The sequence below is a fragment of the Candidatus Methanocrinis alkalitolerans genome (genome assembly GCF_029167205.1).
In the GTDB taxonomy this organism is placed as follows: Archaea; Halobacteriota; Methanosarcinia; order Methanotrichales; family Methanotrichaceae; genus Methanocrinis; species Methanocrinis alkalitolerans.
In genome coordinates this window covers 25,837-47,715 of sequence record NZ_JARFPL010000019.1, presented here as the reverse complement: position 1 = coordinate 47,715, position 21,879 = coordinate 25,837, and the positions used below count along the sequence as shown (strand labels likewise).

At 60.0% G+C, this 21,879-nt stretch carries 22 protein-coding genes and 2 tRNA genes; 6 read left to right on the top strand and 18 right to left on the bottom strand.

Annotated elements, in window-relative coordinates:
* Nucleotides 1–186 precede the first annotated feature (186 nt).
* From P0O24_RS07400 to P0O24_RS07335, 14 genes are all read right to left on the bottom strand, one after another.
* Nucleotides 187–426: a hypothetical protein gene (locus P0O24_RS07400; RefSeq protein WP_316969107.1), complete on the bottom strand. Its 240-nt coding sequence runs from the start codon at nt 424–426 to the stop codon at nt 187–189.
* 93 nt (nt 427–519) lie between these two features.
* Complete coding sequence (locus P0O24_RS07395; RefSeq protein ID WP_316969106.1) at nt 520–1,491, bottom strand: polyprenyl synthetase family protein; 972 nt, start codon at nt 1,489–1,491, stop codon at nt 520–522.
* Nucleotides 1,492–1,612: 121 nt separating this feature from the next.
* Nucleotides 1,613–2,953 carry an RNase J family beta-CASP ribonuclease gene (locus P0O24_RS07390; protein ID WP_316969105.1) on the bottom strand — a complete coding sequence of 447 codons (1,341 nt, stop codon included), beginning with the start codon at nt 2,951–2,953 and terminating at the stop codon, nt 1,613–1,615.
* Complete coding sequence (fni, locus tag P0O24_RS07385; protein WP_316969104.1) at nt 2,950–4,038, bottom strand: type 2 isopentenyl-diphosphate Delta-isomerase; 1,089 nt, start codon at nt 4,036–4,038, stop codon at nt 2,950–2,952. The genes P0O24_RS07390 and fni overlap by 4 nt, the downstream gene beginning before the upstream one ends.
* On the bottom strand, nt 4,035–4,793 hold the full coding sequence (locus P0O24_RS07380; protein WP_316969103.1) for an isopentenyl phosphate kinase: 759 nt from the start codon (nt 4,791–4,793) through the stop codon (nt 4,035–4,037). The genes fni and P0O24_RS07380 overlap by 4 nt, the downstream gene beginning before the upstream one ends.
* Entirely contained in the window at nt 4,790–5,752 is a 963-nt protein-coding gene (gene mvk / locus P0O24_RS07375) for a mevalonate kinase (RefSeq protein WP_316969102.1), read from the bottom strand. Before mvk ends, P0O24_RS07380 begins: the two co-directional genes overlap by 4 nt.
* A gap of 38 nt (nt 5,753–5,790) precedes the next feature.
* Nucleotides 5,791–6,588 (bottom strand): MEMO1 family protein, encoded by a 798-nt coding sequence (locus tag P0O24_RS07370; protein WP_316969101.1) that lies wholly within the window; start codon nt 6,586–6,588, stop codon nt 5,791–5,793.
* A 4-nt stretch (nt 6,589–6,592) separates the two neighbouring features.
* A complete protein-coding gene (gene rpsB / locus P0O24_RS07365) occupies nt 6,593–7,219 on the bottom strand; it encodes a 30S ribosomal protein S2 (protein WP_316969100.1) in 627 nt (208 codons plus the stop codon).
* Nucleotides 7,220–7,405: a DNA-directed RNA polymerase subunit K gene (locus P0O24_RS07360; RefSeq protein WP_214032211.1), complete on the bottom strand. Its 186-nt coding sequence runs from the start codon at nt 7,403–7,405 to the stop codon at nt 7,220–7,222.
* Between the two features lie 37 nt (nt 7,406–7,442).
* Nucleotides 7,443–7,520: transfer RNA gene (locus P0O24_RS07355), tRNA-Pro, on the bottom strand.
* A gap of 8 nt (nt 7,521–7,528) precedes the next feature.
* Nucleotides 7,529–7,714: a DNA-directed RNA polymerase subunit N gene (locus P0O24_RS07350; protein WP_316969099.1), complete on the bottom strand. Its 186-nt coding sequence runs from the start codon at nt 7,712–7,714 to the stop codon at nt 7,529–7,531.
* A 6-nt stretch (nt 7,715–7,720) separates the two neighbouring features.
* Entirely contained in the window at nt 7,721–8,119 is a 399-nt protein-coding gene (locus P0O24_RS07345) for a 30S ribosomal protein S9 (RefSeq protein WP_316969098.1), read from the bottom strand.
* A gap of 10 nt (nt 8,120–8,129) precedes the next feature.
* Complete coding sequence (locus P0O24_RS07340) at nt 8,130–8,549, bottom strand: 50S ribosomal protein L13 (protein WP_394356742.1); 420 nt, start codon at nt 8,547–8,549, stop codon at nt 8,130–8,132.
* A 1-nt stretch (nt 8,550) separates the two neighbouring features.
* Nucleotides 8,551–8,913 (bottom strand): 50S ribosomal protein L18e, encoded by a 363-nt coding sequence (locus P0O24_RS07335; RefSeq protein ID WP_316969096.1) that lies wholly within the window; start codon nt 8,911–8,913, stop codon nt 8,551–8,553.
* Between the two features lie 245 nt (nt 8,914–9,158).
* Here P0O24_RS07335 and P0O24_RS07330 point away from each other — a divergent pair, with 245 nt between their 5' ends.
* A complete protein-coding gene (locus P0O24_RS07330) occupies nt 9,159–10,421 on the top strand; it encodes a tripartite tricarboxylate transporter permease (protein ID WP_316969095.1) in 1,263 nt (420 codons plus the stop codon).
* Between the two features lie 23 nt (nt 10,422–10,444).
* Here the strand turns inward: P0O24_RS07330 and P0O24_RS07325 are convergent, their stop codons facing one another.
* Together P0O24_RS07325 and P0O24_RS07320 are read right to left on the bottom strand one after the other, a co-directional pair.
* Nucleotides 10,445–11,425 carry an MBL fold metallo-hydrolase gene (locus P0O24_RS07325; RefSeq protein ID WP_316969094.1) on the bottom strand — a complete coding sequence of 327 codons (981 nt, stop codon included), beginning with the start codon at nt 11,423–11,425 and terminating at the stop codon, nt 10,445–10,447.
* Nucleotides 11,426–11,571: 146 nt separating this feature from the next.
* Nucleotides 11,572–14,355: a cation-translocating P-type ATPase gene (locus P0O24_RS07320; RefSeq protein WP_316969093.1), complete on the bottom strand. Its 2,784-nt coding sequence runs from the start codon at nt 14,353–14,355 to the stop codon at nt 11,572–11,574.
* Nucleotides 14,356–14,666: 311 nt separating this feature from the next.
* Between P0O24_RS07320 and P0O24_RS07315 the strand changes: the two genes are divergently transcribed.
* Nucleotides 14,667–16,439 carry an AAA family ATPase gene (locus P0O24_RS07315; protein WP_316969092.1) on the top strand — a complete coding sequence of 591 codons (1,773 nt, stop codon included), beginning with the start codon at nt 14,667–14,669 and terminating at the stop codon, nt 16,437–16,439.
* Nucleotides 16,436–17,635 carry an McrC family protein gene (locus tag P0O24_RS07310; RefSeq protein ID WP_316969091.1) on the top strand — a complete coding sequence of 400 codons (1,200 nt, stop codon included), beginning with the start codon at nt 16,436–16,438 and terminating at the stop codon, nt 17,633–17,635. The genes P0O24_RS07315 and P0O24_RS07310 overlap by 4 nt, the downstream gene beginning before the upstream one ends.
* Nucleotides 17,636–17,652: 17 nt before the next feature.
* Here the strand turns inward: P0O24_RS07310 and P0O24_RS07305 are convergent, their stop codons facing one another.
* Nucleotides 17,653–18,579 carry a sulfide/dihydroorotate dehydrogenase-like FAD/NAD-binding protein gene (locus P0O24_RS07305; protein ID WP_316969090.1) on the bottom strand — a complete coding sequence of 309 codons (927 nt, stop codon included), beginning with the start codon at nt 18,577–18,579 and terminating at the stop codon, nt 17,653–17,655.
* 391 nt (nt 18,580–18,970) lie between these two features.
* On the opposite strand from P0O24_RS07305, the gene P0O24_RS07300 reads away from it, so the two are divergent.
* From P0O24_RS07300 to P0O24_RS07290, 3 genes are all read left to right on the top strand, one after another.
* A tRNA-Arg gene (locus P0O24_RS07300) sits at nt 18,971–19,059 on the top strand.
* Between the two features lie 114 nt (nt 19,060–19,173).
* Nucleotides 19,174–20,112 carry a Vms1/Ankzf1 family peptidyl-tRNA hydrolase gene (locus P0O24_RS07295; protein WP_316969089.1) on the top strand — a complete coding sequence of 313 codons (939 nt, stop codon included), beginning with the start codon at nt 19,174–19,176 and terminating at the stop codon, nt 20,110–20,112.
* 22 nt (nt 20,113–20,134) lie between these two features.
* Complete coding sequence (locus P0O24_RS07290) at nt 20,135–21,001, top strand: HEAT repeat domain-containing protein (RefSeq protein WP_316969088.1); 867 nt, start codon at nt 20,135–20,137, stop codon at nt 20,999–21,001.
* A gap of 63 nt (nt 21,002–21,064) precedes the next feature.
* On the opposite strand, the gene P0O24_RS07285 is transcribed toward P0O24_RS07290, so the two are convergent.
* Entirely contained in the window at nt 21,065–21,817 is a 753-nt protein-coding gene (locus P0O24_RS07285; RefSeq protein WP_316969087.1) for an ATP-binding protein, read from the bottom strand.
* Between the last annotated feature and the right edge of the window lie 62 nt (nt 21,818–21,879).

The window sequence follows — 21,879 nt, the reverse complement described above, 5'->3', positions numbered from 1 at the left end:
GGTATGATTGGACGTCCACATCCATGCTACTTACCTTCGAGGTGCCTTGGATGCTATTATTAAAAAATGTTGTGGATATTTACAGAGAGAAATTCAGGACTTCTAAGTTCAAAACGCGGAATGTGGGATCTTGGGATCGTTGCAGCGTTGAGGCGATAGAGGGGATTAATCACCTTCTGCTGCCCTTCACACCTCCCCCGCCGCCTCCACCAGCTTCTTTGTGCAGGCGTCCATCAGCTCCGCCGCCTCCCGGACCCTCGCCGCAGCCTTTGGGCTTGTAGCCTCCATCTCATCCGCCCTCGCCCGGAAGCTCTCGCTGTGGCTCCTGTTGTGCTCGATCCAGTGCTCGATGAGGTGCTCGACCTCGTGCTTCTTCAGCCCGTCTCCATGCTTCTGCGACCCGTGCTCGTGATTATGCTCGTCCAATTTGAACGCCTCCTCCCATCCTGCAACTTTATTCCACCGCCGCCGCGACCCCGACGGCGCTTCAGCTACGAATCCCGTCTGTCGTTTGAGAGATTAATAACTTCTGCTTATCATGTAGTCGGAGAGCTTCATCAGCAGACTCTTCGCCTCGGAGTCGGCGAGAACGCCAAGAGCCCCCTTTCCCTCCTCCACCAGCCTCACCGCCCTCTTCCTGGCGTAATCGATGGAGCCGCTCGCCCGCAGGATCGCCAGCGCCGCCTCGATCTCCTCGGTGGAGGCGTTCTTTTTGGCGAATATGGGGATATCGACGCCTTTGGATATCGCATCGATCATGATCAGGGTCTTCTTCCCCTCGGCGAGGTCCCCGCCCCGGGGCTTTCCAAGGATTTCGGCCGGGGCGGTCAGGTCGAGGACGTCGTCCTGGATCTGGAAGGCCATCCCCACCAGCCGGCCGAACCTCTCCAGCCCCTCGACCTCTTCATCCGAAGCTCCGACGAGGCGGGAGCCGATCCAACCGGCGGCACCGTAGAGGACCGCCGTCTTCTTCTCGACCATCTCCAGGTACTCCTCCTCTGTGACCCGCTCTCTCCTCTCAAACTCCATATCCAGCCACTGCCCCTCGCAGATGGCGGCACAGGTCCGGGCGAGCATCGCCACCGACGCGACCATATCCTGGGGGTCGACTCCGCCGACGGCGGTCAGGATCTCGAAGGCCTTGGAGTAGAGGGTGTCCCCAGCGAGGATGGCACCGGCCTCGTCCCACTTGACGTGGACCGCGGGCCTGCCGCGGCGGGTCGCGGCGTTGTCCATGATGTCGTCGTGGATCAGGGTAAAGTTGTGGACGAGCTCTATAGAGACGGCGGCCGGAACTACGGCCTTCGGATCGCCGCCTACGGCCTCGGCCGCCAATAGAAGCATGCACGGCCGGAGCCTCTTTCCCCCGGCATCCACGAGATGCCTCCCGGCAGAGTAGAGCTCCCTCGGATGGACCACGGGCAAGAGCTCCTCGATGGCCCCAGATATCATCCCGGCCCGCCTTCTCAGTTCCTCGTCAAGGATCGCCATAATCTTGTCACGCCTCCTCCTTCCTTCGCATTATTCCTTCGTCTTCCTCTCCCCGTCCTTCTCCCCTCGCCTTCATCCCCGGGATCCCTTCCCCCCTTCTTCGCCATCCTCTCCCGCCCATTCAGGGGAGGACGAGCTCCTGGCCGTTCCTCATGATGTGGAAGGTGTAGCCGAGCTCGTAGCCGGTATCCTCGGCCATGGAGAGGTACTTTCCGTGGCTATCGAAGTTTCCGTGGCTGGGGATGATGTGCTCGGGGTTTACCATCCTCAATAGCTCCCAATGGTCTTCGATGCAGGCGTGGCCCGATACATGGACGTTGTCGTAGACCCTCGCCCCCTTCATCTTCAGCTTCGTCTCCACAATGTGGCGGTTGGACCTGTTGAGGGGCTGGGGTATCACCCCGGCGCTGAATATCACCTTGTCTCCGGACTCGAGCTGATAGTCGGTCTCGCCGCTGGCGAGCCGACTCAGAACCGCTCCCGACTCTCCCTGATGGCCTGTCATGATGGGGAGGTACTTGTCTTTGCCCTCCTGCATCATCCTCTTGAAGAACTTGTCGACGCTCTTTCTCCTGCCGTAGACCTGGAGGTCGTCGGACTTGGGGGCGTACCCCGTCCTCTTCGCCGTACCCCAGTACTTCTCCATCGATCTTCCCAGGAGGACCGGCTTTCTTCCCATCTCGTTGGCTGCCTCGATGATCGACCTGATCCGAGCGATGTGAGACGAGAAGGTGGTCAGGAGAACCCCCGACTTCGTCTCCTCAGTCCCCATCAGAACGTCCCAGACCAGGTCCTTTGCGATCTGCTCCGAGGGGGTCTTCCCCGAGACCCCGGCGTTGGTCGTCTCCGTTATCAGGGCGATGACCCCTTCAGAGCCCAGCTTCTTCAGCCTCGCGAAGTCCGGGGGCTGGCCCAAGGTGGGGCTCCTGTCCATCTTGAAGTCGTTGGCGTAGAGGATCACCCCTTTGGGGGTATGGATGGCGGCGAAGACGCAGTCGACTATGCTGTGCTGAACCCTGATGAACTCCAGCTCGATGTCGGGGGAGATCTGCCTCCGTTTGCCCGCGTTCATCGTCACCACCTCGTTCTTTGTCTGCTGGAGCTTCTCCCCCTCTATCTCCTGTTTGATCAGATCCGCAGTATAGGGGGTCCCGATGATGGGCGCCCTGTACTTGTTGGCGAGCTTCGATATCGCACCGATGTGGTCGAGGTGGCCGTGGGTGCAGGCTATCGCCCTCACCCGACCGTCCACGTCCTTCATGACGCTGTCGTTGGGGATCGCCCCCAGGGATATGAGCTCAGAAGGGCGCAGCCTCTCCAGGTCCGTATCTTCGTGGATCTGAACCCGGTCCAGCCGGATACCCATGTCCATTATCAGTATTTCATGACCGACCCTGATGGCGGTCATATTTCTTCCTATCTCTTCGTAGCCACCGATCGCTACAATTCCAATATCCTTCATCTCGACATCTCTCTATGAACAGCAAACTTTTTCGCACTGAACCCTCTCTGCTCCAGGATCTCCCTCGTCCTCCCAAGGACGACGATCGGCGCGGATCGAAGGTCCGAGACGTCCTTGGAGGCCGTGAGAAACATGGCGGTCAGAAAGGCCCTTCTGTAGACCCGGAGGGCCTCCACCACTTCGGAAGACCCCTCCGTTGCAGGAGCGAGGAACGGGAGAGCAGCCCCCGCCATCATCGCCCCTAGGGCTATGCTCTTTGCAACGTCTATCCCGCTTCGGACACCTCCAGAGGAGATGACCTGTGCTCCGGAAAATGCGCATTCTACGACGCTGACGGGGGTTGGCACCCCCCAGTTCCAGAATACGCGTCCCATCTTAGCGGACTTTAGGTCACCCCGTTCCTCCGCCCGATAGGCTTCAACCCCAGACCAGCTCGTCCCGCCGAGCCCCCCTACGTCGATGATCTCCACCCCCGCCTCCAGCAGGGCGCGGGCATCCTCGCCGGAGATCCCCGCCCCCGTCTCCTTGGCGATGATGGGGACCCTCAAATCGGATGCAGACCTGATGGCCTCGATGGCGCCCTCTGCCTCGGTCTCCCCCTCGGGCTGGACGCTCTCCTGGAGGAAGTTAAGGTGGACGGCTATGGCGTCGGCGTCTATCATCTCCGCCAGCCTGTCTATCACCTCGGCCCCCCCCCGCCGGAGCTGGACAGCCCCGATGTTCCCGACGATGGGGATCATGGGTGCCGCCTCCCTCACCGCCGAGAAGGTCTCCTCCACCTCGGCCCTCTCGAGGGCCGCCCTCTGGGATCCGACCCCCATGGCCACCCCCACCTCCTGGGCCGCCAGAGCCAGGTTGACGTTGATCTCTTTGGTATCGGGATGGCCCCCCGTCATCCCGGAGATCATAAAGGGAAATGCAAGATCCTTCCCGAGAAATCGACAGCTGGTATCTATATCGTCGGCGTCGATACCCGGCAGGGCTCTGTGGACGAGGGAAAGGTCGTCGAAGGGGCGCCATCCCCCCTCCACTTCCTTCTCCAGACAGATCCTGATGTGGTCGAGCTTCCTTTTGGCTGTGGTCACGCCCTCCCCTCCACGAAAGTTCCCGCCCTCTCGCCTCGGAGGGCCCTCTCGATCATCCCCGGCTTCTCGGCGTTGAATATCGTTGAAGATACCCCGTCGTCGGCCAGGTCCAAAAGCTCCTGGAGCTTCCCCCTCATCCCGCCGGTGACATCCACCCCCGCCGAAGGACCCAGATCCGAGCCGATCTTCGATAGGTCGGACCTTCTCACCTCGGCGAGGAGCTCGCCGTTATGGATCACCCCGTCGACGGCGGTCCCGAGGCCCACGATCTCAGGCTTCAATGCCCTCGCCAGATGTGATACCAGCTGATCTCCCGATACGATCCCCGCTCCTTTAACCCGGTCCATGGCCACGTCGCCATGGAGGACGGGGAGCAGGCCCCTATTCACCATCTCCACCACCGGCCCGATCTCCATGAGATCTATCCTCCCATCTTTGAGGATGGTGGAGCTGAGGGGGTGGACGGGGACGGGGTTCGACCCGGCCCCGGTGAGGCTCTCGACCACCAGGTCGTTGAGCCTGACCACAGACCTGTGGGTCTGCAGGACCCCCTCGGGGCTGAACATCTCGACAAGACCAAAATTTTTCGCGTGGATGTGGCCGAAGGATCCGGCACCGTGGACGAGTATCAGCCCTTCTCCGGCCCCGGCGATCTCGGCGGCGATCCTCTCAACAACCTCAAACCTCGCCGATTCCAGGCGGGCCTTGTCGGTGAGGACGCTTCCCCCGATCTTAAGAATTTTGATCCCGGTCATATCTCGCCCGCCGGATCTTCTACCCTCAGCCCCTGGCAGCCCGTCACCACGGAGAAGGGAACCCCTCTCGCCTGAGAGATGGAGGTCATCGTCCTCAGCACGTTCTCCGGATCTGGTCGGGGGAGGGCTATCATGCATCCGCCGCCGCCCGCTCCCGTCAGCTTGGCGCCGAAGGCCCGGCCCGCGCCTCGGGAGGCGTAGACGAGCTCGGAGAGCTCCCGGGTCCCGACTCCGATCGCCTCCAGAAGGCCGTGGTTGGCGTTCAACATCCCTCCCAGCTCCTCCAGGCGACCGTCTCTGATGCACCCGGGCGCAAGCCTCGATATCTCGCCCATCGCCCGAAATATGGGGTCGACGAACTCCGGATACCTGGACCTGAACCTCTGAACCTTCTCCACCTCGGCCCGGGTGTCGTGAGATCTCCCGGTGAACCCCACCACCAGCCTGATCTCGGGGAGGTCCATCGGCCTCGCCGACCCCTCTACGAACTGATATCCGCCCCGGGCTGCGAGGGCGGTGTCAGTCGGCGAGCCTAGCCCGTCCTGGACCTGCCTCTCGATCCTGTAGGCCTCTTCTGCTATATCGTCTATGGAGAGGTCGAGAGCCAGATGGCAGCTCAGAGCACCCAGGGTGGCAACGACTACGGAAGCCGACGACCCGAGGCCCGAGGCGGAGGGGATCTCCGACACCAGGGTGACCCTGAGATCTTTCGCCCCAAACTCCTTCAAAACGGCGGAGACGTACCTTGTGGCATGAGACGCCCTTCTGCTGACCTCTTCTGTAAGGACGGCAGCTGACATGGGGTCTATGGATATCCCCTCCAGAGCGATCCGAAGGTCCGGCGCCGATATCTCAAGCCTTCCCGGAAGATCTTCGACGGTGGCTCTGACCCTCAGATCCACCGCCGCGCCCAGGGCAGCAGCTCCGGAGACGACGGCGTGCTCCCCGAAGAGGATCACCTTGCCGGGGGCGGAAGCGGTGGTCAGATCTTCGCCTCCTAGATGAAGGCTATCGCCCCATAGCCCACCACCTGGCCATAATCTCCGGTGACGTCGCCGCTGGTGGAGTATCGGAGAAGCTTGCCGCTCTCTGCCCCCAGGATCCTGGACGCGGTTATGGCTGCCGATATGGGGCCGTACCCACAGGATGTGAGGTTCAGACCATAGACGGTCCTGTAGATGGCGGGGACGTCCATCCTCAGGATCGCCTCGATCACCTGGGAGTCCTTCCTCCTCGCATCCTCCTGGGGCTCATAATGGGTGAAGTCGCTGCTGGCGATGATGGTGCAGTCTCTGCCGAGCCTCTTCACCGCCTCGCCGACCGCCTCGCCCACCTCAATGGCCGTCTCTTCGTCCTGCAGTCCCATGGATATGGGGAGGATCTTGAACCCCTGGTACCTGGCCTGGAGGAACGGTATCTGGACCTCCAGGGAGTGCTCGTAGAGGTGGGCCGACTCGTCGACCTCGATGATGCCGCCCAAAAGCTCATCCGCCAGCTCCAGGTCGCATCCCACCTCCCCCAGAGGCGTCATCCACGACTCTTTCGAGAGGGCGACGGGAAGGCCGAGGCCGTGGTGGTTGGGGCCGATGAGGACGTAGGTCTCCCTCTCCGGGAGGATCGAATAGACCTCCGCCGCCACGCCTCCAGAGTAGGTGTAGCCAGCATGGGGGACGACCGCCCCCCGGATCGGGAGAGGGCCTCCTCCGGCGGCATCCCTGAAGGCCTCCTCCAGCGCCTTTACCAGGTCCTCGGGGTGGCGGGGGTAAAACTGGCCTGCCACTGCCGGACGTCTCATCTAATCAAAACTCCATCTCGAAGTCTGAAACCGAGTATCTGAACCTATCTTCCTCTCCCCTCTCCTTGAGGACCTCTTTCGCCAGGAGCCAGTAGATCAGAGTGAGGGCCTTTCTCCCTTTATTGTTGGTGGGTATCACCAGATCGACGTTGGAGGTCAGGTTATTGGTATCGCATAGGGCCACCACGGGAATTCCGACGTCGATCGCCTCGTTTATCGCCTGGCTGTCGCCGCTGGGGTCTGTGACCACCACCACGTCGGGCTCGACGTAGTCATAGAATGTGGGGTTTGTCAGAGTGTTGGGTATGAACCGCCCTACTATCGCCCTGGCTCCGACGGATTTGGAGAACATCGTCGCAGGACGCTGGCCGTACTGCCTCGCCGAGACGACCAGAATCCTGCTCGGATCGTATTTGGCGAGGAACTTGGCCGCGAGCCTTATCCTCTTGTCCGTCGACTGGACGTCGAGGACGTAGAGGCCGTCGGTCCGGACCCTGTAGATGTAATCCTTCATGCTCTTCGTCTTCTGCTGAGTGCCTATGTGTATGCCCGCCGCTAGATACTCGTCTATGGGAATAAGGGTCTCGTATTCTTCCGTTGGCGTTATCACTTCATCATCCAAAAATTTCACCTACCTTGAGGTTCTTCGATCCCGTTTTACGGTTATGGGAACAAATCCCAATCTCATCTCTTCAAGAGCAATTTCGAGGGGGTCTATGGACTCGGTCTTGATCAACACCGGGGCGCCCATCAAAATCTGTAAAGCTCGAGCCCCCACAATTCTGGCGCGTTCGTATCGCGTATATTCTTTATCCATCGAATCCGTCAAGTGGCCACCTCAAAAGAAAGGTTGATGGTGGGGTTGCTGAGATTCGAACTCAGGTTACGGCGTCCCGAACGCCGAGGGATGGACCAGGCTACCCCACAACCCCACACCTTTTTACTGGTACCGCCGAAGCACGTCAACGATCTCCACGTGGGTCAGGAGCATACGACGACAGCAGTAACTTTCGATGCCGAGATCGTCCATCACCTTGCCCGGTGGCTCAGAGTTGATCCGCTCCTTGTACTCCTCCCATACATCAGAAATGACGTTTCCGCACGTGAAACATCGGACAGGAATCAAGCTTCTTCACCTGTAAGACTTCTGATATTTGGCTCTTGCACCGGGGCCGCCGACCTTCTTGCGCTCTTTCTGCCGGTGGTCGTTGACCAGAAGAGACCTGTCGTACTCCATATAAGCCTCTTTGAGGGCGGTGTCCCCGGTCCATTCCACTATCCCACGAGCGATGGCGGTCCGTACAGCGGCAGCTTGACCCATGAACCCGCCGCCGCGTACTTTGACGTCAATGTCGATCCCTGAGACCTTGTCCAGGGCGATCATCACCGGCTCTGCGATCTTCTGTCTGACGAGCTCGGGCTCATAGATCTCCAGAGGTTTGCTGTTGATTCTGATCCTGCCCTTCCCTTCCGTCAATGTGGCCCTGGCGATCGCCGTCCTGGTTTTACCCGACGTGTTGGTTATCTTCATGCTGATCCTCTCAGAATTTGGACCCGAACTTTCGGCTCACGTCGCCGAGTTCCACGTATTTGGCGGTGCCCAGCCGCGTCATCTTTGCAGCCTCGGGCCGCTCGATCTTCATCCCCTCGAACTCCGAGGGAACGCCCACGTATATCTTCAGCCTGGACATCGCTTCGCGACCGCGCTTCGTCTTGTGGGGGAGCATCCCGCGGACCGTCCTCTTCATGATCCTCTCGGGCCGCTTGGGGTAGTGAGGTCCTTTCTCTGTGGAGCCCTTGCCCTTCATCTCTTCGTACTCCCGATAAACGCTCTCCCTTCGACCTGAGATTATGGCCTTCTCGGCGTTGACTATGGCGATCTCCTCTCCGGCGAGGAGCTTGGTGGCGGCGAGGCTTGCCAGACGTCCCAGGATCATCCCAGATGCGTCGATAATCATCAGATCACCTTAAAATAATTATGCCGGAACCCTTTGGATTCTTTTCGGCCAGCTCTTCTATCTTGAGACATTCGCCACCGGCCGACTTTATCTTCGATGCTGCCTGCCCACTGAAATGGAGGGCTGCAACTGTCACCTTGTGATCGATATCTCCCGACCCCAGCACATTCCCCGGGACGAGAACCAGGTCATCGGGGACGGTGTGCCTGTTGATCTTGCTGACATTTACGGCGGCGTAATTCCGCCTGGGCTTCTCGAGCCTCGTGGCGACGTCGCGCCAGATCGGCGTCCCGCTCTCCCGGGTGGCGGCCTTGAGATGGCCGATGAGGGCGACCAATCTCGGGTTTGTCTTCTTTATCATCTTCATCCTAATCCTCCGCAAATAGCCTCCTTTCGGGAGGCCGACTCACGCGCTAAGCCCGCGTTCGGACGATCAAGTCCATGCGCCAGAGAGGGGACGAGAGCTCGCTCCCTCTGCGGATCGCTACAACCACCTGATTAACAGTATTTAAGGGTTTTCACCCCCAAAACCCGCCGCACCTCCGGACAGAAGCCGACCGGGCAGAGTACCGAAATTATTTTATCTATATCGAGCGTTAACTTCTACATAAAATGGCTGACATAATCCTGGCATTATCGGTGGCTTTGGGCTTCCTCCTCGGGGTATGCAGCGGCCTGACACCGGGGCTTCACACCAACAATTTTGCAGCCCTGATGCTCGCCCTATCCCCCGCCTTCCTCGAGATGGGTTTTCATCCCTTCGACCTCGCGGCGGCGATCCTGGCGGCTAGCGTAGCCCACACCTTCCTCGACATAATCCCCTCGATATTCATAGGAGCTCCAGACGCCGATACGGCCCTCGCAGTCCTTCCCGGCCACCAGATGATGCTCGACGGGAGGGGGATAGAGGCAGTCCGCCTCTCGGCCCTGGGGAGCGCCTCCTCAATCCTGGTGGCCCTGGCGCTTATAGTTCCCCTCTCCCTCCTCTTCGGAACCTTCTACGAGACCTTCATGGACCACGTTGCCATCGTCCTCCTGGCGATAGCAGCCCTCATGATCCTGACGGAGAGGGGTAGGGTGGTGGAAGGACAGGGTTCTCTCGTACACCTGAAGTACAAGATCTTCGCCCTCGCCCTCTTTTTGACGAGCGGCTACCTAGGCCTATTCGCCTTCGGCCACCAGGACCTCGCCCGCTCGCCATTGGGCTTCCGCCCCGAGGTCCTCCTCCCCCTCCTCGGCGGCCTCTTCGGCGCCTCGATCCTTCTATTGAGCCTGGCCTCAAAATCCGAGATCCCGGCCCAGAGGGAGACGGGCTTCGACCTTCCAGCCCGGACGATCGGAAGGTCGGCCTTCCTCGGAGGGCTGGCGGGGTCGGTGGTGGCCTGGGTCCCGGGGGTGACTCCGGCGGTGGCCACCGTCGTCACCAGGCTCGGGTCCCAGGGGTCGGACCGGGAGTTTCTGGTATCCGTATCCGGGGTGAACACCGCCAACGCCCTCTTCACCCTGGTGGCGCTCCTCGTCGTCGGAAGGGCCAGGAGCGGGGCCGCCGTCGCCGTAGAGGAACTGGTGGAGATGGACGGCCGCATCCTCCTGGTGATGGTGACCATAGTCCTCTTCGTCTCGATCCTCTCCTACTTCGCAACCCACTCCGCCGGAAGGGCGGCGGCGAGGATGGTGAGAAGGCTCAACTACAGGATGATCTGCATCTCGGTCCTGGCCTTTCTGACGGGGATTACCTTCTGCTTTGCAGGCCCCTTCGGCCTCTTCCTCTATTTCGTCTCCGCGGTGGTGGGGCTTGTGGCCCCCTTCGCCGGGATAAGAAAGACCCACGCCATGGGGGTCCTGATGGTGCCGCTCCTCGCCTACTACCTCTGATCTGCGGCCCCGAATCTGCGGGCCTAAAAAGAGTCGTGGACCTCGCTGACGGATATGGAGGCCATCCCCAGCTCCCGGAGGTGGTGGGCCATCATATTCGCCCTCCTCCCCTCGGGATGGTATATCAGGGCAGCCTCGGGGGAGATCTTCTCCACCATCCTCATCAGACCCTTGAAGTCCAGGTGGTCACTGAGCCTGATCTGAGTGAAGGGGAGGTCGCTCCTGCCGGTGAGGACGTACTTTCGGTCCGACTTCACCCTGGAGAGCTCCCAGGGGGTGACGACGTTAAGGTCGGTCCCGTTCTCCTCCATCGGCGAGAGGGGGCCGAAGTCGGGCAATAGCTCCCTGGTGAGGGCAAGGCTCTTATCGTCCATGCCCACCGGATCTTTGCAGCCGAGGGCGCGGATTAGGGATATGGCCCTCTGGGCCTTGCCGAAGGCGTAGGCTCCGAAGGTGGCGCCGCTCTCGACGGCGTCGCCGAAGCCGACGATGTCGTCCTCGAACCTGCATGAAGGGTCCCAGGGGTCGCCGTAGTTCGCCTCCGTCACCAGCAGGTCGCATTTGGGGAGGTTCTCGTAGTTTTTGACGTCCCCGGTGACCAGAACCCGAGTTCCCACCTCCGTCTCCCAGCCGAAGGCGACGGAGCCTATGGTGTGGCCCGTGGAGTAGGTCTTCAACTCCAGCTCGTCGACGACGATGGACCCACCAACCGGGAAGGTCCGCCCCTCGTAATTCCGCTCGTGCCTGATCTCCAGGGCCCGGGCAGTCTCCCGCGAGGCCAGGGAGTCCGGAGATATCATGGCAGATTTTCCGTAATGGTCGCTGTGGGCGTGGGTTATGAGGTAGGCGTCGGGCTGGACGGAGCTTTTGGGCGAGCGGCTGGTGTCGATGGAGAATAGGTGGGAGTCGAACCTGAGGGACAGGTGCGGCGCGGGCCTCCCGCTCCTGTTCAGCCTCCGAAAGGGGACGACCCCCAGGTCCTTGAAGATCTCGTCTTCCGTCAAACTCCCTCCATGTTGATGGGGGTTTGGCCGGAAGGGGATAAATATCTGACCCCCAAATGCCGCCCGAATCCGATAAAAAAATTTTTGGTAATTCCAGGCCCCTAGCCACCTTCCGCCCCCCCCTTCCGGATCCTGCGAGAGATCCTCTAAAACGAACCTCCCGCCCTTCTCCTCATCACCATCTTTCTGATCTCCTCTCCGATGAGGACGGTGCTGGCGACGGCCATCATGGTGATCCAGTCCGCTGCCGAGAGGGATACGGATCCAAGAGCCGTGTTGAAGAACGAGAGCTCCGTTGCCAGGACCTGGAGTACCACGGAGGCGACGATCGCTATTACCAGGTTTCTGTTGCTGAAGAGCCCCAGGCTGAATATAGACTGGGTCTTGGACCTGCAGTTGAGGGCGTTGAAGACCTGGAACATCGCCATGGTGATGAATCCCATCGTCTGGGCCCGGATCAGGTCGCCGTTGTTCCACTCCTGGGTGAATACGTAGAGGGTCCCCACCGCCATGATGAAGGCGATGAAGAGCGTATTCAGGACGATATCTCGATTGATGATATTCTCCGCTGGGTCCCTCGGGGGCTGGTCCATAACATCCCTCTCCTTCGGCTCCATCGCCAGGTTTACGACGAGGATTCCGTCTGTCACCAGGTTCACCCAGAGGATCTGCACAGGGGTGAATATGAGGACGTTCAAAGCGAGGAAGAGGAGCGAGGCCGTTATGGCGAGGACCTCACCGGCGCTGGTGTTGATCAGATACCGGACGACTTTCCTTATGTTCTGGAATATCACCCGCCCCTCTTCGACGGCGTTGACGATGCTCTGGAAGTTGTCGTCGGTGAGGATCATGTCGGCAGTCTCCTTGGTGACGTCCGTCCCGGTGATCCCCATGGCGATGCCGATCTCGGCGACCTTCAGAGCCGGAGCGTCGTTGACCCCATCGCCGGTCATGGCGACGATGTGCCCTTTACGCCTCAGAGACTCGACGATCCTGTGCTTGTGCTCGGGGGAGACCCGAGCGAAGACTGCGGCGTCTTCCATCACCGCGTCCAGCTCGGAATCATCCATCCCGTCGAGGTCGGAGCCTGTATACGCCTTCGAATCGCCCTCGGCGATCCCCATATCCCGGGCGATCGCCTCCGCGGTTATCTTGTGGTCGCCGGTGGCCATGACGATCTTGATCCCCGCCTTCTTGGCGACGGCGATCGCCTCGATTGCCTCGGGCCTGGGGGGGTCCATCATCCCTGAGAGCCCCGAGAAGGTCAGGCCGGAGGGTCCGGCCTCCTTGAACCCGGCGACCTCCTCCTTGCCGATGGTCTTGGAGGCGAAACCCAGGACCCTCAAGGCGTCGGCAGCCATCTGGGAGCTCATATCCAGGATCTTCTCCTTATCCGCCTCCCCCAGATCTCGCTCCTCGCCATCGACGAGGATCGCTGAACAGATCCCCAGGACCGTCTCCGGCGCTCCCTTCAGGCAGACCTCAACGCCGCCCTCGCTCTCATGGAACGTCGCCATGTACCGTTTGTCCGGATCGAAGGGGATCTCGTCGATCCTCGGGGAGGCGTCCTCCAGATCCTCTTTGGGGAGGCCCGCCTTGGCGGCGGCGACGACGAGGGCGCCCTCCGTCGGGTCCCCCTGGATCTCCCAACGCTCGCCGTCTTCGTCCTCCCTGGACCTGAGGCTTGAGTCGTTGCAGAGGGCTGCGATCCGAAGGAACGTCGCTAGACCCCCGTCCTCTTTGGGGTCCACCTCCGAGCCGTCGACCTCGAAGCTCCCCTCGGGCTTGAACCCCACCCCCGTCACCGATACGGTCCGGTCCGAAAGGAAGATCCTCTGGACGGTCATCTGGTTGGTGGTGAGGGTTCCCGTCTTGTCGGTACAGATGGCGGTGACGGAGCCGAGGGTCTCGACGGCGTCGAGCTTCCTCATTATGGCGTGGCGCTTCGCCATCCTGCTCACCCCCACCGCCAGGGCCACCGTAATGGCGGCGGGAAGGGCCGCAGGGATCGCCGAGACGGTCATGGCGAGGGTGAAGAGGAAGGCGTCGATCAGCTCAAAGCCCCGGTAATAGGTTATGGAGAAGGTGAGGCCGCCGGCGAGGATGGCGAGAACCATTATCTTTCTGCCCAGGTCCAATGTCCGCTTCTTCAAGGGGGTCGCCGATTTCTTGGTCTTGGTGAGCATATCGGCGATCTTTCCCATATCCGTCGCCATCCCCGTCGCGAATACGACCGCCTTCGCCCTCCCCCGGGTGACGATCGTCCCCGCGAAGATGATGTTATCGATCTCGACCTCGGATAGCTTCGCCTCCGCCGGGGGATTCAGACATATCTCGGAGTCGACGCACTTCTTGGCGGGGACCGACTCGCCGGTGAGCATCGACTCGTCGATCTCGAGGTTTGCTGCCTCGACGATCCGCGCGTCGGCGGGGACCTTGGAGCCCGCCTCCACCAGGATGACGTCGCCGATGACGATCTCCCTCGCCTTGATCCTGACCTTTCTGCTCTCCCCACCGTACCCTTCCCCGGCTCCCTCCCCGCCCTCGCCGTAGATCCGCAGGACGTCGGCCTCGGGGGCGGCGTGGGACATGAGGGCGGATATCGCCTCTTCGGCCTTGAACTCCTTGAGGAAGCCCAGGGCGGTGTTGAGGACGATGACGGCGAAGATGACGGCGGCGTCTATCCGCTTCCCGGCGAGGAGGGATATGACCACCGCCACCGCCAGGACGATGATGATGGGGTTTTTGATCTGGGAGATGAGGATCTCAAGCCAGGTCGCCCCCTTCCCCTCTTCCAGCTCGTTGGGGCCGTGATCTTGGAGCCTCCTCGTCGCCTCCTCCGAGGTGAGGCCCTTCTCCCTCGATCCCAGCCGCTCGAAGACCTCTTCTATGCCGAGAGCATACCAGCCGTTCTTTTCATCGATACCCATATGAGCAGTCTCCTGATCTGACTATAACCCCAGGATGGGATGCGCCCCCTATCCAGAAAGATGACGGTTTATTTCTAAACATCGACGACGCCGCCCCTCCAGGAAGAGGGATGGCGACCGTCTGAGATACGACCCCGGCCTTTATTGGCTTCTTATGATTTAAATAACTAGCAGAAGGAGGGGGAGGGGCGACGGAGATGCCGTGAATGACGTGATCTTCTGTAGTTAGAGAGTATGGTTCCATTTTGTCTTTCTACAGATGAGAAACTTTTTTTTACCCACAGGGCCAGAGAGATCCGGGCGTTGTTTGAATGAGCGAGCTGAATACTACCGGTGAAAATAGTGTCATACGCTACTGGAAGATAGCACCTGGCGAAGATGCTTGGCAGTGGAAAGATTGTCGAGAAAACGGTTTTATCGCTGTGGGATGGGACGAAATCGGTGACGTCTCGCGACTGAGCAAAACCGAGTTTGAGTCTAAACGAAGCAAACTCGATTCTCAATATGAAGGCTGGGGTAAGGTAGGACTTGAACAGCTGTGGAAATTCGCACATAATATCAAAAAAGGCGATCGAATTGTCGCCAATCGCGGAACCACTACGGTGTTGGGCATAGGTACCGTCGTAGGACCGTACTATTTCGTTAATGACGAGGACTTTGGGCACAGACTGCCGGTAAAATGGGATGATCTTAAGCCACGGCTGGTTAAAGAATCGGGTTGGCGCAGAACTCTGATCGAACTCGACCGTGAAAAGTTTGAGAGAATTCTAAACAGCACATTTAGTCCTCAAATTCAGCAATTGAGCAGATCCTATTGGATCTTTCAGTCTAATCCTAAGTATTATGATCTGGAGAAGAACCTTGAAGGGATAAAAGAAGAAGATCTAGATAATTTTAACTGGACAGTTAATCAATACGCAAATCAAATCCAAACCGGTGATGTAGCTTATCTCTGGACATCGGGGAAAGATGCCGGCATTCTTGCAGTTGCGACGGTGATATCTGATCCATATTACATGTCGGAGGTGGATGAAGAATTCATCAGCGATAAAAAGAAGGAGGAGGGAAAACAGCAGTGGGTCGATCTTCGCATAGACCATATACTGCCTGAAAGGATTAGGCGGGATGACCTTATCGATCATCCTACACTAGGATCAATGCAGATAATAAGGCGACCTCAAGGGACGAACTTCATGGTAACGAATGAAGAAGCAGAAGCTCTTAACGCTTTGATTAATAGAAAGCCTCCTGAAGTGTACTCCTTACACCAACTCGCCGAAGATACCGGCTTCGACCTCGAAACCTTAGACCGCTGGGTCCGCGCCATAAGAAGGAAGGGCCAGGCCGTCCTCTACGGTCCGCCGGGGACGGGAAAAACTTACGTCGCCGAGCATCTCGCAAGATACCTCATCGGCGGAGAAGACGGCTTCACCGACCTCGTCCAGTTCCATCCCGCCTACGCCTACGAGGACTTCATACAGGGGATAAGGCCCCAGTCGGACGACGACGGCGGCCTGAGTTACCCCATCGTTCCAGGGCGGTTCCTGGAGTTCTGCGAGCGGGCCGAATCTCGGCGTGGGACCTGCGTTCTTATCATCGACGAGATCAACAGGGCGAACCTCTCCCAGGTCTTCGGGGAATTGATGTACCTCCTCGAATACCGGAGCCGTTCGATCCCCCTCGCCGGAGGCAGAAGGCTAGGGATTCCCGAGAACGTCCTCATCATCGGGACGATGAACACCGCCGACCGATCGATAGCCCTGGTGGATCACGCCCTCCGGCGGCGCTTCGCATTCCTGCGCCTCCAGCCAAATCACAAGGTTCTGCTCAAGTATCACCAAAGTCGGAATACGGGCTTTCCCGTAGAGGGGCTGATCGGGGTCCTGCGCCGATTGAACGCCCAGATCAATGACCCCCACTATGAAGTCGGGATATCCTTCTTCCTCCAGGACGACCTCGACGAGGAGATCGAAGACATCTGGAAGATGGAGATCGAGCCCTACCTCGACGAGTACTTCTTCGACAGGTCCGATAAGGCCGAAGAGTTCCGGTGGGATAAGGTGGACAGAGAGATCGCCCCATGAGATCAAACGAGCTTCAGCGGATCGAGCTGAAAGAGTACGAGACCCGGAGATTTCCCAAGACAGAGATCTCCGAAGAACTCGGCTTGAAGATCTGGCAGAGCTACGGCAAACAGATATCGATAGATGAGCCGTCCTTCAAGAACGGGAGAGAGTGGGATCTGACAGCCAACGGCTGGGCGGGTCACATACCCCTGACGCCTGAGCTTGAGATCGCCCTATTGCCGAAGGTGGATATAAAGAATCTATTCGGGATGCTGGAGTACGCCTACCGGCTCAAAAGCTTCAAGTTTCTCGATGGCCTAACGGACTGCGATTCTCTGAAGGATTTCTACGAGACCTTGGCCAATTTCCTCGCCCTGCGGGTCCTCGACCGGGGGCGGAAGGGCTTCTTTCGATCTTATCAGCCCCGCAGAGACAAAATCCCCTACGTCCGCGGCCGCTTCGACGTCAGAAGAAGCTGCCAAAAACCCTGGGACGTCTTGCCAGAATGCTCCTACGAGGAGCACACCTCCGACGTCGAGGATAACCAGATCCTCGTCTGGACCCTCCAGCGGATTCTAAAAAGCGGTGCGTGCACCGAGCGATCCCTCCCCCAGGTCCGGAGGGCCTATCAGTCTCTTCGGGGGCTGACGACCCCGGTTCCCTGCGACCCCCAAGATTGCGTGAGTCGGCTTTACAGCCGCCTGAACGAGGACTATCAGCCGATGCACGCCCTATGCCGCTTCTTTTTGGAGCAGAGCGGACCGTCTCACCGGGTCGGAGGCCGTACGATGATCCCCTTCCTGGTGGAGATGGCAAAGCTTTACGAGCTCTTCGTCGCCGAATGGCTGAAAGCGAACACTCCGCCGGATTTTGTTGTCGAACCCCATGATGAAGTCGTCATCGGCCCAGGGGGGAGGATCAGGTTCAACATCGATCTTGTGGTCTATGAAAGAGGATCGCAGAAGGCGCTCTTCGTCCTCGACACCAAATACAAAGCTCCGGACCATCCGGGAAACGACGACATCAGCCAGGTGGTGACATACGCAACCACCAAAGACTGCGATGAGGCGGTGCTGATCTATCCCAAGCCGCTAAACATGGACGTGATGATCGGCAAAATTAGGGTTCGAAGCCTGGCATTCTCCTTGGATGGCCACCTCGAAGTGGCTGGCCGGAGGTTTCTGGAGGACCTATTTTCGGGCGTAGAACGGTGAGCCGACGCCCCAGGCGATCAGCACCGCCGCGCCCCGCCCCTCTTCCTCTCGGCGGTCCGGTCGCGGTAGCGGACCTGGTGCCAGTCGTCGATCTCCCAGAGGTCGAGGGCCCGCTCCTCCTCCTTCAGGTACCCCCGGGCCCTATCCATCAGCTCGTCCCAGTCGACGAGACGGCCGTCGAAATCCGGCCCCTCGACGCAGGCGAGCAACGTCTGCCCGCCGACGTTGACCCGGCAGGCTCCGCACATCCCGGTCCCGTCGATCATGATCGGCATCAGGCTCACCCTCGTCTCGACGCCGGAGGGGGCCGCCGCCCGGGAGCAGGACATCATCATGAAGGTGCAGCCGACGAGGTAGACCCGGTCGACCTCCTCGGAGGCCAGGACCTCCTTCAGGGGGTCTTTCGCCCACCGGGCGGTCCCCGCGGCCCGGTCCCCCGAGGCGACGATCAGCTCGTCGGATACCTCCTCCAGCCTGTCGAGCCAGAAGAGGCTCTCGCTCCAGAGGGCCTCGACGATGTATATCACCCGGTTTCCCGCCTCTTTCAGGGCCTCTGCCAGGGCCCGGCCAGGCCCAGTGCCGAAGCAGCCGCTGACGACGACGACCGTCCCGTACTTGCCCACCTCTGCGGGCCGACCCAGGGGTCCGGCGAGGTTTGCGATATTATCTCCAGCTGAGAGGAGGCCGAGCTTCTTGGTCGAGAGGCCCAGCTCCTGGAAGACGAGGGTCACCGTCCCCTTCTCCCGGTCCCAGTCGGCGGCGCTCATGGGTATCCTCTCTCCGGCCTCGTCGACCCGGAGGATCATGAACTGCCCCGGCAGGATCTTCTCGGCGATCTCCGGCGCCCTGATCTCCATAAGGGTGAATCCGGGGGCCAACGTCTCTTTTCGGAGGATCTCATTCGGGACCGAGCCGACGGACCTTTCGCAATCGGTTTCTTCCATGAAGGTTCACCAGCCTCTCCGGTCCGGACCCTTCGTCGGACCCTTCCGATTGGTAAGGGCGGGTCCGGACCTCATCATAGCTCCATCTGCACTCTTGCTCCACTTTATCTCTCGTCGGTCTCATCGATGGTTGAAATAGTTTCCCAACGATTTCATTCATTTATTCAAAAAAATGATCCCAAAAGGGCTTGTGATCTGAATAATCTCCTTCGGTGCTCGCTACATGTTAAATTGAGATCGCTATTTTTGAACTCGTACCAGGGTGGTGATCGTTCGCCTGGAATGGGGGGACGGGGGGCAGGTACAGGGAGAGGTACGGGGTATGAAGGATGGGGGCAGGGTCTGCCTCTGGAAAAGGTTAATACCGGTGGAGGGGTAAAGTCCTCCCCGTGGGCTCGTAGGGTAGAGGATATCCTAGCGGGCTTCGGAGAGGAGCCTCGAAGAAACCCGCTGACCTGGGTTCGAATCCCAGCGGGTCCGTCCACCTTTTTTCCTCATCCCGATCCATTCGATCCGCGACCGTCGGAGGGGCGCCCCCCCCCAGCAGAAAACCCTTTTTGCCAACAGCTCCATCAGAGTTGCAGAGGTGAGGGTTTGTTCGACCTTCTGGGAAAAAAGAAGCTGGAAGATGAGATAGAGCGGCTGCGGTCCCGGGTGAGAGAGCTACAAGAGGAGAACGGCTCCCTCGCCCTCCAGATCGAGAGGCGGGAGGATAAGATCAGGAAGCTGGCGGCCGCCTCCCAGGAGGCGAGCCTCGCCCTGAAGGCCGCCGAGCAGAGGATCGCCGCTCTCCAGGAGCGGGACGAGAAGGCGGTCGGGAAGGAAGATCTCCCTCGGAGAGAGGATAGGTCGAGCAGCTTCCTTTCGCCGAGAGAGACGGAGCAGCTCCTCGATCGGCTGGACGGCCAGCGGTCGAATTATGACGACCTCCTATCCGCCTACCTGGCCCCCGGATCTGCGGGAGAGGACCTCCCCCCGGAGGTCGGCTATCTGGTGAAGAGGGCCGGCTCCGACCGGGGGGTCGCCGTCTTCACCGATCCCCTCCTCTTCACCGTCGCCCTCGTCCCCCCGTTCCCCATTGAAGAGTCCAAGATCGCATGGGCCGGGTCCTTTCAGACCGGACCCTTGAGAGAGATGCTGGACTGCCCCGTCCTGGTGGTAGCGGCCCATGCCGGGGAGACCCTCCTGGGTCTCGCCCTGGGAAGAGAGGGATTCCAGGAGACCGCCATCGTCAAGAGCACCGTAAAAGAGAAGCACACCAAGGGCGGCTGGTCCCAGAAGAGGTTTGAGCGGCTTAGGGAGGAGGACATCCGACAGCACGCCGACCTCGTCGTCGAGAGGCTCCCTGAGATCCTGAAAGGCCGCCGGTCCATCCCCGCCCGGGCCGTCGTCAGCGGCGAGCCCACACTCTTGAAGATGATAGTTCCCTCTTTGGAGCTGCCGGTCCTCGAGGCGAAGATCGGCCGCTTCGACAGGAAGGACCCGGAGAAGATCCTGGAGGAGGTCTACGGATTCGTCTGCCTCCGGAGATGATACGATTGGGAGGGTTTTATTGATGAGAGACTGGGGAAAGGAGAAGGCCGCATCCGATCCGGACGCTGAGAGGGAGGAGCTGGAACGGCTCGCGAAGGACTGGGACTGGCACGTCCGGAGGGCCGTGGCCTTAAACTCGAGCGCGCCCGTCGAGATCTTGCGAAATCTCGCAAAAGACCAGGTCCAGTGGGTCCGGGAGGCTGTGGCGGCGAGCCCTCGGGCCGATCGGGAGATCCTCGATATCCTCTCTGAAGACGGCGACGGCTTCGTTCGGGCCGCAGTCGCATTGAACCAAGCTGCATCCCCCGAGATCCTATCGAACCTCGCCGAGGACGAGATGATGGACTATGACTACTCCCTCTCGAAGAACCGCTACATCACTCAGGAGGCCGTGGCCAAAAACCCGAACTCCCCAGAGGAGGTGATCGAAAACCTCTCCGAGCACGGAGACGAGGGCGTCCGGACCGCCGCCGTCTCAAATCCGAAAGTACCAAAAGAGATCCTCTTCAAGAGGAAGACCGACCACTCCTGGACCGTCAGGACGGCGGCGGCGAAAAACCCAGCGGTCACCGCCGAGGTACTGGACGATCTCGCCACGGACAGGATTCAGGACGTCCGGGCGGCCGTCGCCAAGAACCCAAAAACCCCGGCCCAGGCCCTCGCCAGCCTCGCCGCCGACCGGGACGTGGAGATTCGGGTCGCCGTCGCCGGAAACCCCAGTGCAGACCCCGATACCCTGAATCTCCTATCCCGGGACTGGGCCTGGAAGGTGAGGGAGACGGTGGCGAAGAACCCGGCGACTCCGGAAGGGGTGGTGAAGACTCTCGCCGGGGACCCAGATCAGAGCGTAAAGAAGGCGGCGAGGTCGAGGCTTGGGGACGGACCCTGAAAGAAAAAGAGAGAGAGATCAAGTGAAGAGAGAGGGTGAAGAGGGCCTTTCCAACCCCATACCTCACCCCACCAGAAGGTCCGCGAGCCGCTCCACCTCCTCCACCTTCATCTGGAACTCCTCTCCGGCGAGCCCCGCCCTGAAGATCTCCTTGGTCTCGGGTATCGCCGCCGCCACCCTCGTTCCGTCGAGAGACTCGAGCATCGCCGCCTTCCTCTCGTCGTCGACCCGGTTGAGGACGAAGTAGAGGGGCTTATTGATCTTCTCGGAGATCTCGGCGATCTTCTTGGAGAGGAGGATCGACTCGAAGGAGGGGTCCAGGACGGCGAGGATGGCATCGCACCCGGCCTCGACGCCCCTGCCGAAGTGCTCGATCCCCGCCTCGGTGTCGACGATCACCATATCCTTCTCGCCGACCGAAAGGTTGTCGAGGAACCTCTTTGCCAAAACTCCCATGGGGCAGGCGCACCCCTCCCCGAAGTCGTGGATCTTCCCGATGGCCAGAAGCCTGATCCCCTCCTTCTCCGTCGTCGCCCCGGCGGGGATCTCGTCCATCGTCCATCTCCCATCGAAGAACCCAGGACTTTCGCCACCTGGAGACCGCCTGCCCATCTTCTCCTTAACACCCCTTTTTCCGCCGAAGTGGTCCATGAGAGTGGGAGGAAGCTCCATCCCCAGCTGCCGGTGGAGGCCGTAGTTCGACTCGTCGCTGTCGACCACCAGAACGTTGTATCCTCTCTGGGCCATGCTCTTGGCGAGAAGGGCAGCGACGGTGCTCTTGCCGCTGCCGCCTTTTCCGCATACCAAAACTTTCATCCTTAGCACATACCGCATTATCCCATAAATCTCGTTCGCTCATCCCTGCCGTTATGCTGCTG

Bases quoted from the DNA above. Each gene is read 5' to 3' on its own strand.
- P0O24_RS07380 (WP_316969103.1), bottom strand. From the start codon at position 4,793: ATGACCGGGATCAAAATTCTTAAGATCGGGGGAAGCGTCCTCACCGAC.
- P0O24_RS07310 (WP_316969091.1), top strand. From the start codon at position 16,436: ATGAGATCAAACGAGCTTCAGCGGATCGAGCTGAAAGAGTACGAGACC.
- P0O24_RS07315 (WP_316969092.1), top strand. From the start codon at position 14,667: ATGAGCGAGCTGAATACTACCGGTGAAAATAGTGTCATACGCTACTGG.
- P0O24_RS07320 (WP_316969093.1), bottom strand. From the start codon at position 14,355: ATGGGTATCGATGAAAAGAACGGCTGGTATGCTCTCGGCATAGAAGAG.
- P0O24_RS07395 (WP_316969106.1), bottom strand. From the start codon at position 1,491: ATGGCGATCCTTGACGAGGAACTGAGAAGGCGGGCCGGGATGATATCT.
- P0O24_RS07290 (WP_316969088.1), top strand. From the start codon at position 20,135: ATGAGAGACTGGGGAAAGGAGAAGGCCGCATCCGATCCGGACGCTGAG.
- P0O24_RS07305 (WP_316969090.1), bottom strand. From the start codon at position 18,579: ATGGAAGAAACCGATTGCGAAAGGTCCGTCGGCTCGGTCCCGAATGAG.
- P0O24_RS07285 (WP_316969087.1), bottom strand. From the start codon at position 21,817: ATGAAAGTTTTGGTATGCGGAAAAGGCGGCAGCGGCAAGAGCACCGTC.
- P0O24_RS07335 (WP_316969096.1), bottom strand. From the start codon at position 8,913: ATGAAGATGATAAAGAAGACAAACCCGAGATTGGTCGCCCTCATCGGC.
- P0O24_RS07390 (WP_316969105.1), bottom strand. From the start codon at position 2,953: ATGAAGGATATTGGAATTGTAGCGATCGGTGGCTACGAAGAGATAGGA.
- P0O24_RS07330 (WP_316969095.1), top strand. From the start codon at position 9,159: ATGGCTGACATAATCCTGGCATTATCGGTGGCTTTGGGCTTCCTCCTC.
- P0O24_RS07345 (WP_316969098.1), bottom strand. From the start codon at position 8,119: ATGAAGATAACCAACACGTCGGGTAAAACCAGGACGGCGATCGCCAGG.
- P0O24_RS07360 (WP_214032211.1), bottom strand. From the start codon at position 7,405: ATGGATAAAGAATATACGCGATACGAACGCGCCAGAATTGTGGGGGCT.
- P0O24_RS07370 (WP_316969101.1), bottom strand. From the start codon at position 6,588: ATGAGACGTCCGGCAGTGGCAGGCCAGTTTTACCCCCGCCACCCCGAG.